Raw genomic sequence first — 16,157 nt, 5'->3', positions numbered from 1 at the left:
AGCTCCCCTCAATTCGACCTGTAAAGGCGCCAGCCGGTCGGCTTGAAACCCCGATCGTATGGGAGTACCGTCTGCGCCTTGAAACGAACCCAAGCCCGGCGTCATGCGGGGCCAATGTTTTCGCCAATCATCCTGGCGACCCCGCCTGGTAGGAACATGCATAAACCAAGCGCGACGCTGCTGATCATAGATGACGACGATGTGGTTCGAGCCAGTCTGGCTGCCTATCTGGATGACAGTGGTTTTCGTGTCTTGCAGGCCGGCAATGGCCCGCAGGGCATGGAGCTCTTCGAGTCGGAGCAGCCCGATCTGGTGATCTGCGATCTGCGCATGCCGCAGATGGATGGCCTTGAGCTGATCCGTCAGATCAGTGAGCGCCAGCTCGACCTCCCAGTGATCGTGGTTTCCGGTGCCGGCGTGATGAGCGACGCGGTGGAGGCCCTGCGCTTGGGCGCTGCCGACTACCTGATCAAGCCACTCGAAGACCTGGCGATGCTTGAGCATTCGGTGCGTCGTGCGCTGGACCGTTCTCGTCTGCGGCTGGAAAATCGCCGCTATCGTGAACAGCTCGAGACGGCCAATCGTGATCTGCAAGCCAGCCTGCACCTGTTGCAGGAAGACCAGGACGCCGGTCGCCAAGTGCAGATGAACATGCTGCCGGTGACGCCCTGGAGCGTCGATGGCTTCGACTTCGCCCACCAGATCATCCCATCGCTGTACCTGTCCGGTGACTTCGTCGACTATTTCCGCGTGGATGAGCGGCGCATCGGTTTCTACCTGGCCGATGTTTCCGGCCATGGTGCCTCCTCGGCGTTCGTGACCGTGCTGCTCAAGTTCATGACGACCCGATTGCTGTACGAGTCGCGCCGTGGCGGCACGCTGCGCGAGTTCAAACCGTCGGAAGTGCTAGATCACATCAACCGCGGGCTGATCAATTGCAAGCTGGGCAAGCACGTGACCATGCTGGGCGGCGTTATCGATCAGGAGCATGACGTGCTGCACTACAGCATTGGCGGTCATCTGCCTATGCCGGTGCTGTACACGGGAGAGGGCGCGCACTATCTCGAAGGGCGCGGGTTGCCGGTCGGGTTGTTCGTCGAGGCGACCTATCAGAATTTCGAGCTGAAGCTGCCTGAGACCTTCAGCTTGACCTTGCTCTCCGACGGCATTTTGGACCTTTTGCCCGGCGACACACTCAAAGAAAAAGAGTCCGCGCTGCCCGGTCTGATTACCGATGCCGGTGGCACGCTGGATGGATTACGTCGAGTCTTCGGGTTGGCCGAGCTGGCTGACATGCCCGACGATATCGCCTTGCTGGTGTTGAGCAGGAACCTTGCATGAGTACTGGTAGAATCCAGTTCGCCGAGATGGATGGCACCTTTGTTCTGAAGTTCATAGGTGAAATCCGTTTGACGCTCTGTTCGGCGCTGGATGCAACGATCGAGAAGATCTTCTCGTCGCGCAATTTTTCTTCGATTGTCATTGATCTGACCGAAAGCCGAAGCATTGACAGCACCACCTTGGGCCTCTTGGCCAAGCTGTCGATACTGTCGCGGCAGAAGGTGGGTATGTTGCCGACCCTGGTCACCACCCACCCGGACATCACCCGGCTGTTGCAGTCTATGGGCTTCGATCAGGTGTTCAATATCGTCGATACACCGTTGCCTTGCCCGGAATGCCTGGCCGATCTGCCATCGCAGGATCAATCCGAAGAAGTAGTGAAGGCCAAGGTGCTCGAGGCTCACCGCATCCTGATGAGCCTCAATGAATCCAACCGCGAGGCCTTCCATGACCTCGTCACCGCCTTGGAGCGGTCCTGATCAGGCCAGCTTGGCCAGCAGGGCTTCGAGTTTCTCCTGGTCCCGCGCGAACTGACGGATGCCTTCGGCGAGCTTTTCGGTCGCCATCGCATCCTCGTTCAGGCCCCAGCGGAAGCTCTTTTCATCCAGACTGATACGCGCTTCTGACTCGCGGCCGGGCTGCAGTTTGCGTTCCAGCGCGCCGCTGGCTGCGGCCAGGTCGCCGAGCAGTTCCGGGCTGATGGTCAACCGGTCGCAACCGGCCAGTGCCTCGATCTGTCCGACATTGCGAAAGCTCGCGCCCATCACTACGGTCTTGTATCCGTGAGCCTTGTAGTAGTCGTAGATGCGGCTGACCGACTGCACGCCCGGATCTTCCGCGCCTTGGTAGTCACGACCTTCGTGCTTCTTGTACCAGTCGTAGATACGGCCAACGAACGGTGAAATCAGGAAGACGCCGGCCTCGGCGCATGCCACGGCCTGGGTGAAGGAGAACAGCAGGGTAAGGTTGGTCTGGATGCCGGCTTTCTCCAGCTGTTCGGCTGCGCGGATGCCTTCCCAGGTCGAAGCGATCTTGATCAGAACGCGCTCGCGGCTGATGCCAGCCTGCTCGTAAAGGCCGATCAGGCGCTCACCGCGCTGGACCATGGCTTGAGTGTCGAACGACAATCGCGCGTCGACCTCGGTGGAGATGCGCCCGGGGATCAGTTCCAGAATCTGCTTGCCTACCGCGACGGCGAACAGGTCGCACGCCAGGCCGATGTCGCCGTGGCACTGCTTCATCGCGTTCGCCAGGTCATCGGCATAACGCGGCATAGCCGCTGCTTTGAGCAGCAGTGAAGGATTGGTGGTGGCGTCCACCGGTTTCAGGCGAGCGATGGCGTCGATGTCGCCTGTATCGGCGACGACGGTGGTGAACTGCTTGAGTTGTTCCAGCTTGGAAGTCATGTAAGAGGGGCTCCGTCCTGTGAGTGGCATGACCTTACCCGAGCCAGTCAGCCCGCTCAACGAGCGGGTGGACCCGGATGCGCCTGGCCTTTGATCGAAATGCCGGGGCTGCGTTCCTTGCGCGTGGAGCCGTCAACGGCCTTCGAGCAGTGCCACCGCCTGATCGAGCAGCGCAAGGGGGTTGCTCGTCTTGTGGATGTCCACCGAGAGCAGCTGGCGGAAGCGCCGCGCGCCGGGAAAGCCCTGGCCCAAACCGAGCACATGACGGGTGATGTGATGCATCGCGCCACCGTCGCTCAAGTGGCGCTCAATGTAGGGTCGCATATTGCGTAGTGCCTGTGCCCGGCTGATCACCGGCGCTTCGCTACCGAACAGCTCCCGGTCGACGCGGGCCAGCAGATAGGGGTTGTGGTAGGCCTCGCGCCCTAGCATGACGCCATCGAAGGTTTGCAGGTGCGCGCGACACTCGTCCAGCGTCTTGATGCCGCCGTTCAGGATGATCTCGAGGTCCGGGAAGTCCTTCTTCAGCTGCGCGGCGATGTCGTAACGCAATGGCGGCACCTCACGGTTCTGCTTCGGTGACAGCCCTTCGAGGATGGCGATGCGCGCGTGCACGGTGAAGCTGCGGCATCCGGCGTCGCGTACCTGACCGACAAAATCGCACAGCTCGGCATAGCTGTCGCGTCCATTGATACCGATGCGATGCTTGACGGTGACCTCGATATCCACTGCATCGCGCATTGCCTTTACGCAATCGGCCACCAGTGACGGGTGGCCCATCAGACAAGCGCCGATCATGTTGTTCTGCACCCGATCACTGGGGCAGCCAACGTTGAGGTTCACCTCGTCATAACCCGCGGCTTCGGCGAGCTTGGCGCAGGCTGCCAGATCGTTCGGCACGCTGCCGCCGAGCTGCAGCGCCAGCGGGTGTTCGCACTCGTCGTGGCCCAGGAAGCGCGAGGCGTCGCCATGCAGCAGTGCGCCGGTCGTCACCATCTCGGTGTAGAGCAGGGTGTGCTGCGACAACTGCCGGGCAAAGTAGCGAAAGCGGCGGTCCGTCCAGTCCATCATGGGTGCGACGGAGAACTTTCTACTTGCAACAGACTGATTCGAACGAGGACTTTGCACTATCGGGCCGGATAACTTGGAGAGTCGGTGCAGGCGCACACGAGCGGTAAATGGGGGCGGCATTATACAGGATGCTGCCCATGGGCCAGCCCGGCTTGCAAGCCTGTCGTCCGGTCCGGATCAGCGGCGGCTGCCTTTTCCAGGTGCCCGTCTTGCGGTCCAGCCAAAAACCGTGCGGTCACCGAACGACGGGGTGTCGTTCGTTGGTCGAATCTTCTATGCTCGAACGAAGCGATAGTCTTGACGCAGATCAAGCCTGAGCATGCATGTGCGTGGCGGGAATCGCCGCCGGCGTCGTTGACGATGGACCGGCCGACTATAAGAACAATGCGAGTGCCTGGTGATGGAACGACTGCTGAACGAGAAAAGCAGGATCTTCGAGCATGCTGATCCGCATGCCGTTTCGGACTACGTCAATCAGCACGTGGGGGCGCACTGCATTCGTCTGCCGCGCACGGGCAGCCCGCAGGCCAGCCTGAGCCACTGCAAGTTCGGCAAACTCGACCTCTGCCAGATCAGCTATGGCGGCAGCGTTCATGTCACCTCACCGGCGCTGGAAACCATCTACCACCTGCAGCTGCTGCAGCGCGGCCATTGCCTGTGGCGCGGCCGGGGCCAGGAGCACTATTTCACCCCCGGCGAGCTGCTGCTGATCAATCCGGACGATCCGGTCGACCTGACCTATTCGGATGACTGCGAGAAGCTCATCGTCAAACTGCCGGCTTCCTTTTTGGAGAAGGCCTGTAGCGAGAACCAGTGGCAGGCTCCGGCGGAGGGGATTCGCTTCGGCAGCAACCGCCACGCGCTCAGCGAACTCGATGGGTTTGGCAGCCTGCTTGGATTGATCTGCCAGGAGGCGGGGTCCGAGCAGAGCATTCCGCAGATTCAGGAGCAGTACAGCCGGATCATCGCCAGCAAGCTGCTCTGCAGCCTGGCCAGCAACATCCGCCGCGATCCGTTTGGCGACAGTTGCCCGTCCTTCGGGCGGATCGCCGACTATATAGATGAGCATCTGAAGCGTGACATTTCTGTCGAACAGCTGGCCGAGCTGGCCAACATGAGCCTGCGCTCGCTCTATCTGTTGTTCGAGCGCAAGGTCGGCACCACGCCGAAGTCCTATATCCGCCAGCGCAAGCTGGAGCAGATCCATGGCCGGCTAAGCGATCCTTCGGCCAAGGTGCGCAACATCACCGAAATCGCCATGGACTACGGCTTCATGCACCTCGGGCGTTTCTCGGAAAGCTACAAGAGCACCTTCGGCGAGCTACCCTCGGATACGTTGCGCCGCCATCACTGAGTCCCCTTGAGTCGCTGCCGGTCCGACGGAAGCGGCTCTTTTTTCCTTTCTTGCCACTGCGCATTCGCTGCTCGTCACCCCCGCGTGACGCGCGGGCGGCGTCCTGCGTGCCTGCGTCAATCTGTCCGCTTGCGCTTTGCAGAAAACGGATAGAGGTCCTGCAGAAAACGGATATTGATGCCGTCTCCCGCGCCGTAGCCTTCATCACGTAGACACAATAACAATGGAGGCCCCGGCCATGTCCCTGGGATTCGACTACCTTGATTCGCTGCTAGAAGAAGATAAAGAGAAGGGCGTCTTTCGCTGCAAGCGCGAGATGTTCATCGACCCGCGGTTGTTCGATCTGGAGATGAAACACATCTTCGAGGGCAACTGGCTGTACCTCGCTCACGAGAGCCAGATTCCCGAGAAGAACGACTACTACACCACCCAGATGGGTCGCCAGCCGGTCTTCATTGCTCGCAACAAGGAGGGCGAACTCAACGCCTTCATTAATGCCTGCAGCCATCGCGGCGCCATGCTGTGCCGCTTCAAAAGCGGCAACAAGGCGACCTACACCTGCCCGTTTCATGGCTGGACCTTCAACAACTCCGGCAAGCTACTGAAGGTCAAGGACCCGAAAGAAGCCGGCTACCCCGACAGCTTCAACTGCGACGGCTCCCACGATCTGAAGAAGGTTGCGCGCTTCGAGTCCTACCGCGGCTTCCTGTTCGGCAGCCTGCGTGAGGACGTCGCGCCACTGGAGGACTTCCTCGGCGAGTCCAAGAAGATCATCGACATGGTGGTCGACCAGTCCGCTGAGGGCATCGAAGTCCTACGCGGCTCGTCCACCTACGTTTACGAAGGCAACTGGAAGCTGCAGGCCGAAAACGGCGCCGACGGCTACCACGTCACCGCGGTGCACTGGAACTACGCCGCCACCCAGCAGCAGCGAAAGTTCAAGGAAGCGGGCGACGACATCCGCGCCATGAGCGCCGGCGGCTGGGGCAAAAAGGGCGGTGGTTTCTACTCCTTCGAGAACGGCCACCTGTAGCTCTGGACCCGCTGGGACAACCCGGAAGACCGACCGCTGTACGCCCGCCGCGACGAGATGATCGCCGAGGTCGGCCAGGCGCGGACCGACTGGATGATCGAAAACTCGCGCAACCTCTGCCTCTACCCGAACCTGTATCTGATGGACCAGTTCGGCTCGCAGCTGCGCATCGCCAAGCCGATCTCCGTCGACAAGACCGAAGTCACCATCTACTGCATCGCACCCAAGGGCGAGAGCGCCGAAGCCCGCGCCCGCCGCATCCGCCAGTACGAAGATTTCTTCAACGTCAGCGGCATGGCCACGCCGGATGACCTCGAAGAGTTCCGCGCCTGCCAGCAGGGCTTTGCCGGCCGGGCGATGGAATGGAACGACATGTCCCGCGGTGCCAAGCACTGGATCGACGGCGCCGACGAGGGCGCGCAGGAGATCGACCTGCATCCGCTGATGAGCGGCGTGCGCACTGAGGATGAAGGCCTGTTCGTGCTGCAGCACCACTACTGGCAGCAGCAGATGATCAAGGCGGTGCAGCAAGAGCAGGACCAGCTGATCCACGTGGAGGGTGCGTGATGACTCTTTCCTACGACGCCGCGCGCGACTTCCTCTACCGCGAAGCGCGCTATCTGGATGACAAGGACTGGGACGCGTGGCTCGAACTCTATGCGCCGGACGCCACCTTCTGGATGCCGGCCTGGGATGATCGCGACCAGCTGACCCAGGACCCGATGAGCGAAATCTCGCTGATCTGGTATGGCAACCGCAGTGGCTTGGAAGACCGGGTGTTCCGCATCCGCACCGAGCGCTCCAGCGCGACCATTCCGGACACGCGCACGAGCCACAACATCAGCAACCTCGAACTGCTCGAGCAGGCCGATGGCGTCTGCAAGCTGCGTTTCAACTGGCACACGATGAGCTTTCGCTACAAGACGGTCGACCACTTCTACGGAACCAGCTTCTACACCCTGGATACTCGCGGCGAGAACCCGCTGATCAAGGCCAAGAAGGTCGTGCTGAAGAACGACTACATCCGCCAGATGATCGACGTGTACCACCTCTGAGGGCGCCGCCATGACTCACAAGATCGCATTGAACTTCGAAGACGGCGTCACCCGTTTCATCGACGCCAACTTAGGCGAAACCGTCGCCGATGCCGCTTACCGCCAGGGCATCAACGTGCCGCTGGATTGCCGTGACGGCGCCTGCGGGGCCTGCAAATGCTTCGCCGAGAGCGGCCGCTACGACCTCGGCGAGGAATACATCGAGGATGCGTTGAGCGAAGCCGAAGCCGAGCAGGGCTACGTATTGACCTGCCAGATGCGCGCCGAGAGCGACTGCGTGATTCGTGTGCCGGCCGCTTCTGACATCTGCAAAACCCAGCAGGCCAACTACCAGGCTGCGATCAGCAATGTGCGCCAGCTCTCCGAGAGCACCATTGCGCTGTCGATCAAGGGCGAATCGCTGAACCAGCTGGCGTTCCTGCCCGGGCAGTACGTCAATCTGCAGGTGCCTGGCAGCGATCAGACCCGCGCCTACTCCTTCAGCTCGCTGCAAAAGGATGGCGAGGTCAGCTTCCTGATCCGCAACGTGCCGGGCGGGCTGATGAGCAGCTTTCTGACCAACCTTGCCAAGGCTGGCGACAGCGTCAACCTGGCCGGCCCGCTTGGCGCGTTCTATCTGCGCGAAATCAAGCGGCCGCTGCTGTTGCTGGCGGGCGGCACCGGCCTCGCGCCGTTCACAGCGATGCTGGAGAAGATCGCCGAGCACGGCAGCGAGCATCCGCTGCACCTCATCTACGGCGTCACCCACGACCACGACTTGGTGGAGATGGAGAAGCTCGAGGCCTTCGCCGCGCGCATCCCCAACTTCACTTACAGCGCCTGCGTCGCCAGCCCGGACAGCGCCTATCCGCAGAAGGGCTACGTGACCCAACACATCGAGCCCAAGCACCTCAACGATGGTGAAGTGGACATCTACCTCTGCGGCCCGCCTCCGATGGTCGAGGCGGTCAGCGGCTTCATTCGCGAGCAAGGGCTGGAACCTGCGAATTTCTACTACGAGAAGTTTGCCGCCAGCGCCTGAGGGCAAGGTTTTCTGTAGGAGCGAGAGGGGCGCTGAGCCCTCGCTCGCGAATGGGCTGGCACGCCGCCAACCGTCTGGATCACCGCACCAAAGAGCTTCGCGAGCAAGCTCGCTCCTACAAGGCCTGGGTGCGCTGGCTTCGAGCAAGTCGAGGAAAGGTAGATGAACACACGTTTTCAGAACAAGGTTGCCGTCATCACCGGCGCGGCCCAGGGCATCGGCCGGCGTGTGGCCGAGCGCATGGGCGAAGAGGGTGGACGGCTGATTCTGGTCGACCGCTCCGAGCTGGTCCACGAACTGGCCGATGAGCTGGGGGCTACGGGCGTCGAGGTGCTGACGCTCACCGCCGATCTCGAGCAATTTGCCGACTGCCATCGCGTCATGAACGCGGCGAAGGCGCGCTTCGGCCGCCTCGATATCTTGGTCAACAACGTCGGCGGCACCATCTGGGCCAAGCCCTTCGAGCATTACCAGGAACACGAGATCGAGGCCGAAGTGCGCCGCTCGCTGTTTCCCACGCTGTGGTGCTGCCACGCCGCGCTGCCGCACATGCTGGAGCAGGGCGCGGGCGCCATCGTCAACGTCTCTTCGATTGCCACGCGCAGCCTGAATCGCGTGCCCTATGGCGCGGCCAAGGGCGGGGTGAATGCGCTGACTGCGTGCCTGGCCTTCGAGAACGCCGAGCGCGGCATTCGCGTCAACGCCACCGCGCCGGGCGGCACCGAGGCGCCGCCGCGACGCATTCCGCGCAACAGTGCCGAGCAGACTGAGCAGGAAAAGCTCTGGTACCAGCAGATCGTCGATCAGACCGTCGATTCATCGCTGATGAAGCGCTACGGGACGATCGACGAGCAGGCCGGCGCGATCCTTTTCCTGGCATCGGACGACGCGTCCTACATCACCGGCGTGACCCTGCCGGTGGGTGGTGGCGATCTCGGCTGAATCACATAGACCGGCCTGACCGGACAACGCCAAGGCACCTCGGCAGCGCGGTGATTCACCGCTGCGGCCGACCGCGACTAACAAAAACAATAGAGAGTCTTGCCATGCGAAAAGTAGATGTTCACGAAATCATCGATAACGCACGCTTCAGCCGCTTCCATTGGCTCGTCGTGTGCCTCTGCGCACTGCTGCTGATCTTCGACGGCTACGACCTGTTCATCTATGGCGTAGTGCTGCCGGTGATCATGAAGGAATGGGGGCTGACCCCGCTGGAAGCTGGTGCGCTGGGTAGTTACGCGCTGTTCGGGATGATGTTCGGCGCGTTGGTCTTCGGCACCCTGGCTGACCGCATCGGTCGCAAGAAAGGCATTGCCATCTGCTTCGTACTGTTCAGCGGCGCCACCGTGCTCAATGGCTTCGCCAGCACACCGATCGAGTTCGGCATCTTCCGCTTTCTCGCCGGCCTCGGCTGCGGCGGGTTGATGCCCAACGTGGTGGCGCTGATGAACGAATACGCGCCGAGGAAGCTGCGCAGCACGCTGGTCGCGGTCATGTTCAGCGGCTACTCGCTGGGCGGCATGCTCTCGGCCGGCCTCGGAATCTACATGCTGCCGCGCTTCGGCTGGGAAGCGATGTTCTTCGCCGCCGCGGTGCCGCTGCTGTTGTTGCCGGTGATCCTCTGGTATCTGCCGGAGTCGGTGGGTTTCCTCGTCCGCCAGCGCCGCGGTGAGCAGGCCCGGGCGTTGCTGAACAAGGTCGACCCGAGCCGCCAACTGACCGCAGCCGATGAACTGGTGATGACCGATGTGAAGGGCAAGAGCGCTTCGGTGCTGGAGCTGTTTCGCGACGGCCGTGGCGTGCGCACCTTCTCCCTGTGGCTGGCGTTCTTCTGCTGCCTGCTGATGGTTTACGCGCTGGGTTCATGGCTGCCGAAACTGATGGCCAACGCCGGTTACAGCCTGGGCTCCAGCCTGTCGTTCCTGCTGGCGCTGAACTTCGGGGGGATGGCTGGCGCGATTCTCGGCGGCTGGCTGGGCGATCGCTACAACCTGTCCAAGGTAGTGGTGGTGTTCTTCGCCGTGTCGGTGGCCTCGATCAGCCTGCTGGGCTTCAAGACGCCGATGCCGGTGCTGTACACCCTGATCTTCATCGCGGGCGCCACGGTGATCGGCACGCAGATCCTGCTGTACGCGACCGCTGCTCAGTTCTATGGCCTGTCGATCCGCTCCACCGGTCTCGGCTGGGCTTCGGGTATCGGCCGCAACGGCGCCATCGTCGGCCCGCTGCTGGGTGGTGCGCTGCTGGGCATCAACCTGCCGCTGCAGCTCAACTTCATGGCCTTCGCCGTGCCGGGCGTCGTCGCCGCACTGGCCATGACCGCCTTCGCCATCTCCAGCAAGCGCAGCCCGGAAGCCGCACCAGTCATGCTGTCGGCGGCCAAGGCGTGAACCCTGACATTGGTAAATCGGAAATCGATATGAGCCCCATCCTGATCGAAAGCATCCAGGCAATCGTCGTCGACCTGCCGACCATCCGCCCGCACAAGCTGGCGATGCACACCATGCAGCAACAGACGCTGGTGATCATCCGTGTGCAGTGCAGCGACGGCATCGAAGGTATCGGTGAGTCCACCACCATCGGTGGTCTGGCCTACGGCAACGAGAGCCCAGAAAGCATCAAGCAGAACATCGACAGCCACCTCGGCCCGCTGCTCGTGGGGCAGGATGCGGCGAATATCAACGCCGCCATGCTGCGGCTGGACAAGGCGGCGAAGGGCAACACCTTCGCCAAGTCCGGCCTGGAAAGCGCGCTGCTGGATGCCCAGGGCAAGCGCTTCGGGCTGCCGGTCAGCGAGCTGCTCGGCGGCCGCGTGCGCGACAGCCTGGAAGTCGCCTGGACCCTGGCCAGCGGTGACACAGCGAGTGACATCGAGGAAGCCGAGCGCATGCTCGATATCCGCCGCCACCGCATCTTCAAGCTGAAGATCGGCGCGGGCGAAGTGAACGTCGATCTCAAGCACGTCATCGCCATCAAGCAGGCCCTTGGCGAGCGCGCCAGTGTGCGCGTCGATGTCAATCAGGCATGGGACGAGTCGGTGGCGCTGCGTGCCTGCCGCATCCTCGGCGACAACGGTATCGACCTGATCGAACAGCCGATCTCGCGGATCAACCGCGGCGGGCAGATTCGCCTGAATCAGCGCAGCCCGGCACCGATCATGGCCGACGAATCCATCGAGAGCGTCGAAGATGCCTTCAGCCTGGCCGCCGACGGCGCCGCAAGCATCTTCGCCCTGAAGATCGCCAAGAACGGCGGCCCGCGTGCCGTATTGCGCACCGCGCAGATCGCCGAGGCAGCCGGTATTGCGCTGTATGGCGGCACCATGCTCGAAGGCGCCATCGGCACCCTGGCCTCGGCGCATGCCTTCGTCACCCTCAATAAGTTGACCTGGGGCACCGAGCTGTTCGGCCCGCTGCTGCTCACCGAAGAAATCGTCGCCGAGCCGCCGGTCTACCGCGACTTCCATCTGGAAGTGCCGCGCACGCCGGGCCTTGGCCTGACCCTCGACGAAGAGCGCCTGGCGTTCTTCAGTCGCACGTAACCGGAGGCTGAACTGATGCTGTTCCACGTAAAGATGATCGTAAAACTGCCCGTCGATATGGACCCCGGCAAGGCGTTCAAGCTGAAGGCTGACGAGAAGGAACTGGCCCAGGGCCTGATGCGTGAAGGCAAGTGGCGGCACCTCTGGCGCATCGCCGGCCAGTACGCCAACTACAGCGTGTTCGATGTGGCCAGCGTTCAGGAACTGCACGACACCCTGATGCAGCTGCCGCTGTTCCCCTACATGGAGATCGAGGTCAATCCGCTGTGCCGGCATCCGTCCTCGATTCGTGAAGACGATAGCTGATCGAACCTGAAAAAGGCCGGTGTGCGCCGGCCAATCAACCCGCGTCACCACAACTACAAGACGAGGCCTGAGCCATGACTGTGAAAATCTCCCATTCCCCGGAAATCCAGAAGTTCTTCAAGGAAGCCAGCGGCTTCAACAATGACGAAGGCAGCCGCCGCATGAAGACGGTGGTCAACCGCATCCTGATCGATACCGCGAAGATCATCGAGGATCTGGAAATCACCCAGGATGAGTTCTGGAAAGCGGTGGACTACCTGAATCGTCTGGGCGGCCGCCACGAGGCAGGGCTGCTGGTCGCTGGTCTCGGTCTGGAGCATTTTCTCGATTTGCTGGAGGATGCCAAGGACGAACAGCATGGCCTGACTGGCGGCACGCCGCGCACCATCGAAGGCCCGCTGTATGTGGCCGGCGCGCCGATCGCTCAGGGCGTGACACGCATGGACGACGGCAGCGAGGATGATGTTGCCACGACGATGTTCCTGCAGGGTCGCGTCACCGGCCCGGACGGCAAGCCACTTGCCGGTGCGGTAGTCGACCTGTGGCACGCAAACACCAAGGGCAACTATTCCTACTTCGACAAGAGCCAGTCCGACTACAACCTGCGTCGGCGCATCGTCACCGACGAGAACGGCTGTTACCGCGCGCGCAGCATCGTGCCTTCTGGCTATGGCTGCTCGCCCGACGGTCCGACCCAGGAGGTGCTCGACACCCTCGGCCGCCACGGCCAGCGTCCGGCGCACATCCATTTCTTCATCTCCGCGCCGGGCTATCGCCATCTGACTACCCAGATCAACTTGGCCGGCGACAAGTACTTGTGGGACGACTTTGCTTACGCAACTCGCGACGGGCTGGTCGGTGACATTCACTTCATTGATGACGCCGAAGCCGCACGCAGCCGCGGTGTGCAAGGCCGCTTCGCCGAGGTCGACTTCGACTTCCAGCTGCAGAAAGCGCCCGCGCCGAAGGCCGAACAGCGCAGCTCGCGTCCGCGGGCTTTGCAGGAGGCGTAAGGCAGGCATGTCGGCGCCAGCCACGGATGGCTCTGCCGCGCCAACAATTAATGCGGTGCGGCGTGTCCCGCTGCGTTGTCGAGCCACTGAAACGATACACCTACAACAAGAGCCGTCCGGACACTGTCACGGATAGCCAGGCCTGACTTGCGAGGCTTCATGAAGACGCTACTCAGAGACTGTTCGCTTTCTGCCGTGGTCGCGGGGTTCATCGCGACGGTGATTTCGTACGCCGGCCCCCTGGTGATCATCTTCCAGGCAGCCAAGGCGGGTGGGTTGCCCCAAGACGTACTGTCGTCATGGGTCTGGACGATCTCCATCGGCAGCGGCGTGCTCGGCATTCTGCTAAGCCTGCGCTACAAAGTGCCGATCATCATTGCCTGGTCCGCGCCGGGCTCGGCGCTGCTGGTCACCATGCTGCCCGACATCACGCTGAATGAGGCTGTCGGTGCCTATGTCGTCACCAGCGTGGTGGTGTTGTTGGTGGGCCTATCAGGTGCATTCGACCGCATCATCAACCGCCTGCCGGCCGCGATTGCCGCAGGCATGCTCGCGGGGATCCTGTTCCGCTTCGGGACTGGCCTGTTCATCTCCATAAAGGAACAGCCCTGGCTGGTGTTGGCGATGTTCGCCACCTATCTGGCGTTCAAGCGTGCCTTGCCTCGCTACGCGGTGCTCGCGGTGCTGGTTGTCGGCGTAACGATCACCGTCGCCTCTGGCGAATTGCAAAGCGAGGCCCTGGTGATCGGCTTGGCGACGCCGACTTGGATCGCCCCCGAGTTCAGTTGGCAGGTGATGCTGAATATCGCCTTTCCGCTGGTGATGGTGGCGCTGACCGGGCAATTCGTTCCGGGCATGGCTGTTCTGCGCAACGACGGCTACAGCACGCCGGCCAGCCCGTTGATCAGCAGCAGCGCATTGGGTTCGTTGCTGCTGGCGCCGTTCGGTTGCCACGGGCTGAACCTTGCTGCAATCACGGCGGCGATCTGCACGGGCCGGGAAGCTCACGAGAATCCGGCGAAGCGTTACGTTGCGGGCGTATCGGGCGGTGTCTTCTATCTGCTGCTCGGGGTATTCGGCGCGACGCTGGTCTCCATCTTCACCGCGTTTCCCCCGGCTCTGATCGCAGCCCTGGCCGGTCTGGCACTACTGGCCGCAATTGGCGGCGCGCTGAGTGCCGCGATGGCAATGCCCGCAGACCGTGAGGCTGCCTTGATCACCTTTCTGGTGACGGCATCCGGTATGTCGTTCCTCGACCTGTCCGCGGCGTTCTGGGGGCTGATCTTCGGCATTGCTGCCCATCTCTTCTTGAAGCTTCGCCCCGTAGCGGCAAATCACGCGGAGGAGCGACAGCCGGCCCGCTGACCTCGATTTTCTCGGCGCGACAACCTAGTCACCCAACACGTAGTCCTCCCCGGCACCACGCCGGAGAGGTGGCTGCGTGCCCCCAGAAAACAACAACAAGAGACGAATGTCATGCAGAAACGATCAATCTCGAGACTTGCTCTGACCATTGCTGCCGCTTCCGCCGTGCCGTACGTGCATGCCGAGGCCGGTGGGTTCATCGAGGATGCGACTGCCACGCTACAGGCACGCAACTACTACTTCAGCCGCGACTTCTCGGATATCGAGGGGCCAAATCAGCAGTCGAAGGCGGAGGAGTGGGGGCAGGGATTCATTTTCAACTTCAAGTCCGGCTATACGCAGGGCACGGTTGGGGTAGGCGTCGATGCAATCGGGATGCTGGGAGTAAAGCTCGACAGCAGTCCTGATCGGGCGGGGGCGGGGCTCTTGCCGGTGGCCGATGATGGCCGGGGAGCGGATGATTACAGCCGCCTGGGTGCTGCGCTGAAAGTGCGAGTCTCGAGCACCGAATTGCGGATCGGCGAGCTACAGCCAAATCTCCCGGTGTTGGCCTTCAGCGACATCCGCCTGCTACCGCCTACTTATCAGGGCGTCAGTTTCGTTTCCAACGAGATCACCGGCCTTACCTTGCAGGGTGGACACCTGCGCTCGACCAGCCTTCGCAATGAAGCGGGTGATGACCGGATGCGTGCGATGTTGGGCCGCACGCCGCAAGCGGAGTTCAGCGATGCATTCAACTATGCTGGCGGCGATTATGCCTTTAACGCCAAGCGGACGTCGCTGAGTGCCTGGTACGCTCAGCTTGAAGACATATATAACCAGCGCTTCCTCGGTCTGAAGCACAGCGAGCCACTGGGCAGCTGGACGCTTGGCGCCAACCTGGGCGTCTATGACTCGCAGGCAGATGGCAGCAAGCTTGCGGGAGAGATTGATAATCGGGCGTTCTATTCGCTGCTATCTGCCAGGCACGGCGGCCACACATTCTATGTCGGCTCCCAGGCAATGTTCGGGGACAGCGCTTTTCCTCGGGTCTTCGCCAACGTAACGCCGCTCGGCAACGAGGTGCCAACCTACGAATTCGCCGAAAAGGATGAGCGTTCCTGGCAGGCGCGGTACGACTACGATTTCGCCGCGGTCGGCGTTCAGGGCCTGGTTGCAACGGTGCGTTATATCTCGAGCGATAACGTCGATACGGATCGGGGCTTCGAGGGTACCGCTCATGAACGCGACCTGGACGTCAGCTATACGATTCAAAGCGGTCCGTTGAGGAACGTCGGCATTCGTATCCGCAATGTTGCAGCACGCTCTAACTACCGCAGTGACATTGATGAGAACCGGTTAATCCTCAGCTATACATTGGCGCTGTTCTGAATAGCAGATCGCCACCGTGGCAAACATAGGAGGGGCAGCCAGCCAAATCTGGCCTAAGTGGAAATAAACGGTTGACGTTGATTTTCAGGCTCCTATAATGCGCACCACTTCCGGCGCAGTCCTTAAGCAAAACCTCTTGTAAATCAAAAGGTTAGCGAAATAAAAGGGTTGCACGGATGGCGGATTCAGATAGAATGCGCCGGGCTGGCAGGGTGGTGGTTGAATCCTGTTAGCGGCTTCGGTCGGGTTGATCGGAAGCGGTTGAAAGAGGTGGTTGACA

14 protein-coding genes and 2 pseudogenes are annotated in these 16,157 nt (G+C 61.7%); 13 read left to right on the top strand and 3 right to left on the bottom strand.

The features are described from left to right. Positions 1–156: 156 nt before the first annotated feature. Complete coding sequence (gene rssB, locus LO50_RS17640; RefSeq protein ID WP_014820050.1) at positions 157–1,341, top strand: two-component system response regulator RssB; 1,185 nt, start codon at positions 157–159, stop codon at positions 1,339–1,341. Continuing rightward, positions 1,338–1,820, top strand: coding sequence for an anti-sigma factor antagonist RssC (rssC, locus tag LO50_RS17635; RefSeq protein WP_003301853.1), 483 nt, complete (start codon positions 1,338–1,340; stop codon positions 1,818–1,820). Before rssB ends, rssC begins: the two co-directional genes overlap by 4 nt. Here the strand turns inward: rssC and tal are convergent, their stop codons facing one another. Then, the gene (tal, locus tag LO50_RS17630) at positions 1,821–2,747 is read right to left on the bottom strand and encodes a transaldolase (RefSeq protein WP_014820051.1); all 927 of its coding nucleotides are present in this window, start codon (positions 2,745–2,747) and stop codon (positions 1,821–1,823) included. A 132-nt stretch (positions 2,748–2,879) separates the two neighbouring features. Next, on the bottom strand, positions 2,880–3,875 hold the full coding sequence (gene dusA / locus LO50_RS17625) for a tRNA dihydrouridine(20/20a) synthase DusA (protein ID WP_425522003.1): 996 nt from the start codon (positions 3,873–3,875) through the stop codon (positions 2,880–2,882). Positions 3,876–4,218: 343 nt separating this feature from the next. Here dusA and LO50_RS17620 point away from each other — a divergent pair, with 343 nt between their 5' ends. From LO50_RS17620 to LO50_RS17570, 11 genes and pseudogenes are all read left to right on the top strand, one after another. Continuing rightward, positions 4,219–5,172 carry an AraC family transcriptional regulator gene (locus LO50_RS17620; protein ID WP_044315804.1) on the top strand — a complete coding sequence of 318 codons (954 nt, stop codon included), beginning with the start codon at positions 4,219–4,221 and terminating at the stop codon, positions 5,170–5,172. 238 nt (positions 5,173–5,410) lie between these two features. Further along, positions 5,411–6,772 (top strand): annotated as a pseudogene (gene benA, locus LO50_RS17615) (benzoate 1,2-dioxygenase large subunit). Continuing rightward, entirely contained in the window at positions 6,772–7,260 is a 489-nt protein-coding gene (gene benB, locus LO50_RS17610) for a benzoate 1,2-dioxygenase small subunit (RefSeq protein ID WP_044315803.1), read from the top strand. Before benA ends, benB begins: the two are co-directional and overlap by 1 nt. 10 nt (positions 7,261–7,270) lie before the next feature. Further along, positions 7,271–8,281 (top strand): benzoate 1,2-dioxygenase electron transfer component BenC, encoded by a 1,011-nt coding sequence (benC, locus tag LO50_RS17605; protein WP_044315802.1) that lies wholly within the window; start codon positions 7,271–7,273, stop codon positions 8,279–8,281. Positions 8,282–8,443: 162 nt separating this feature from the next. Further along, positions 8,444–9,223 carry a 1,6-dihydroxycyclohexa-2,4-diene-1-carboxylate dehydrogenase gene (locus tag LO50_RS17600; RefSeq protein WP_014820056.1) on the top strand — a complete coding sequence of 260 codons (780 nt, stop codon included), beginning with the start codon at positions 8,444–8,446 and terminating at the stop codon, positions 9,221–9,223. Positions 9,224–9,327: 104 nt separating this feature from the next. After that, the gene (locus LO50_RS17595) at positions 9,328–10,671 is read left to right on the top strand and encodes an MFS transporter (protein WP_044315801.1); all 1,344 of its coding nucleotides are present in this window, start codon (positions 9,328–9,330) and stop codon (positions 10,669–10,671) included. 29 nt (positions 10,672–10,700) lie between these two features. Further along, complete coding sequence (locus LO50_RS17590; protein ID WP_044315800.1) at positions 10,701–11,822, top strand: muconate cycloisomerase family protein; 1,122 nt, start codon at positions 10,701–10,703, stop codon at positions 11,820–11,822. A gap of 15 nt (positions 11,823–11,837) precedes the next feature. Further along, positions 11,838–12,128, top strand: a complete 291-nt coding sequence (gene catC, locus LO50_RS17585) for a muconolactone Delta-isomerase (protein ID WP_023445688.1) — start codon at positions 11,838–11,840, stop codon at positions 12,126–12,128. A 74-nt stretch (positions 12,129–12,202) separates the two neighbouring features. Beyond that, complete coding sequence (catA, locus tag LO50_RS17580) at positions 12,203–13,141, top strand: catechol 1,2-dioxygenase (protein ID WP_044315799.1); 939 nt, start codon at positions 12,203–12,205, stop codon at positions 13,139–13,141. A 159-nt stretch (positions 13,142–13,300) separates the two neighbouring features. Next, positions 13,301–14,506, top strand: a complete 1,206-nt coding sequence (locus LO50_RS17575; RefSeq protein ID WP_044315798.1) for a benzoate/H(+) symporter BenE family transporter — start codon at positions 13,301–13,303, stop codon at positions 14,504–14,506. A 111-nt stretch (positions 14,507–14,617) separates the two neighbouring features. Next, entirely contained in the window at positions 14,618–15,877 is a 1,260-nt protein-coding gene (locus tag LO50_RS17570) for an OprD family porin (protein ID WP_044315797.1), read from the top strand. 84 nt (positions 15,878–15,961) lie between these two features. Here the strand turns inward: LO50_RS17570 and LO50_RS25440 are convergent. Beyond that, positions 15,962–16,157, bottom strand: a pseudogene (locus LO50_RS25440) (hypothetical protein); the annotation flags it as partial.

The organism is Stutzerimonas stutzeri (assembly GCF_000935215.1).
Taxonomy (GTDB): domain Bacteria; phylum Pseudomonadota; class Gammaproteobacteria; order Pseudomonadales; family Pseudomonadaceae; genus Stutzerimonas.
Note: the sequence above shows the minus strand (reverse complement) of the source record. Positions and strands in the feature narration are given on the sequence as shown.

Bases quoted from the DNA above. Each gene is read 5' to 3' on its own strand.
- rssB (WP_014820050.1), top strand. From the start codon at position 157: ATGCATAAACCAAGCGCGACGCTGCTGATCATAGATGACGACGATGTG.
- LO50_RS17570 (WP_044315797.1), top strand. From the start codon at position 14,618: ATGCAGAAACGATCAATCTCGAGACTTGCTCTGACCATTGCTGCCGCT.
- LO50_RS17590 (WP_044315800.1), top strand. From the start codon at position 10,701: ATGAGCCCCATCCTGATCGAAAGCATCCAGGCAATCGTCGTCGACCTG.
- LO50_RS17575 (WP_044315798.1), top strand. From the start codon at position 13,301: ATGAAGACGCTACTCAGAGACTGTTCGCTTTCTGCCGTGGTCGCGGGG.
- catA (WP_044315799.1), top strand. From the start codon at position 12,203: ATGACTGTGAAAATCTCCCATTCCCCGGAAATCCAGAAGTTCTTCAAG.
- benC (WP_044315802.1), top strand. From the start codon at position 7,271: ATGACTCACAAGATCGCATTGAACTTCGAAGACGGCGTCACCCGTTTC.
- LO50_RS17600 (WP_014820056.1), top strand. From the start codon at position 8,444: ATGAACACACGTTTTCAGAACAAGGTTGCCGTCATCACCGGCGCGGCC.
- LO50_RS17595 (WP_044315801.1), top strand. From the start codon at position 9,328: ATGCGAAAAGTAGATGTTCACGAAATCATCGATAACGCACGCTTCAGC.
- rssC (WP_003301853.1), top strand. From the start codon at position 1,338: ATGAGTACTGGTAGAATCCAGTTCGCCGAGATGGATGGCACCTTTGTT.
- LO50_RS17620 (WP_044315804.1), top strand. From the start codon at position 4,219: ATGGAACGACTGCTGAACGAGAAAAGCAGGATCTTCGAGCATGCTGAT.
- catC (WP_023445688.1), top strand. From the start codon at position 11,838: ATGCTGTTCCACGTAAAGATGATCGTAAAACTGCCCGTCGATATGGAC.
- benB (WP_044315803.1), top strand. From the start codon at position 6,772: ATGACTCTTTCCTACGACGCCGCGCGCGACTTCCTCTACCGCGAAGCG.
- tal (WP_014820051.1), bottom strand. From the start codon at position 2,747: ATGACTTCCAAGCTGGAACAACTCAAGCAGTTCACCACCGTCGTCGCC.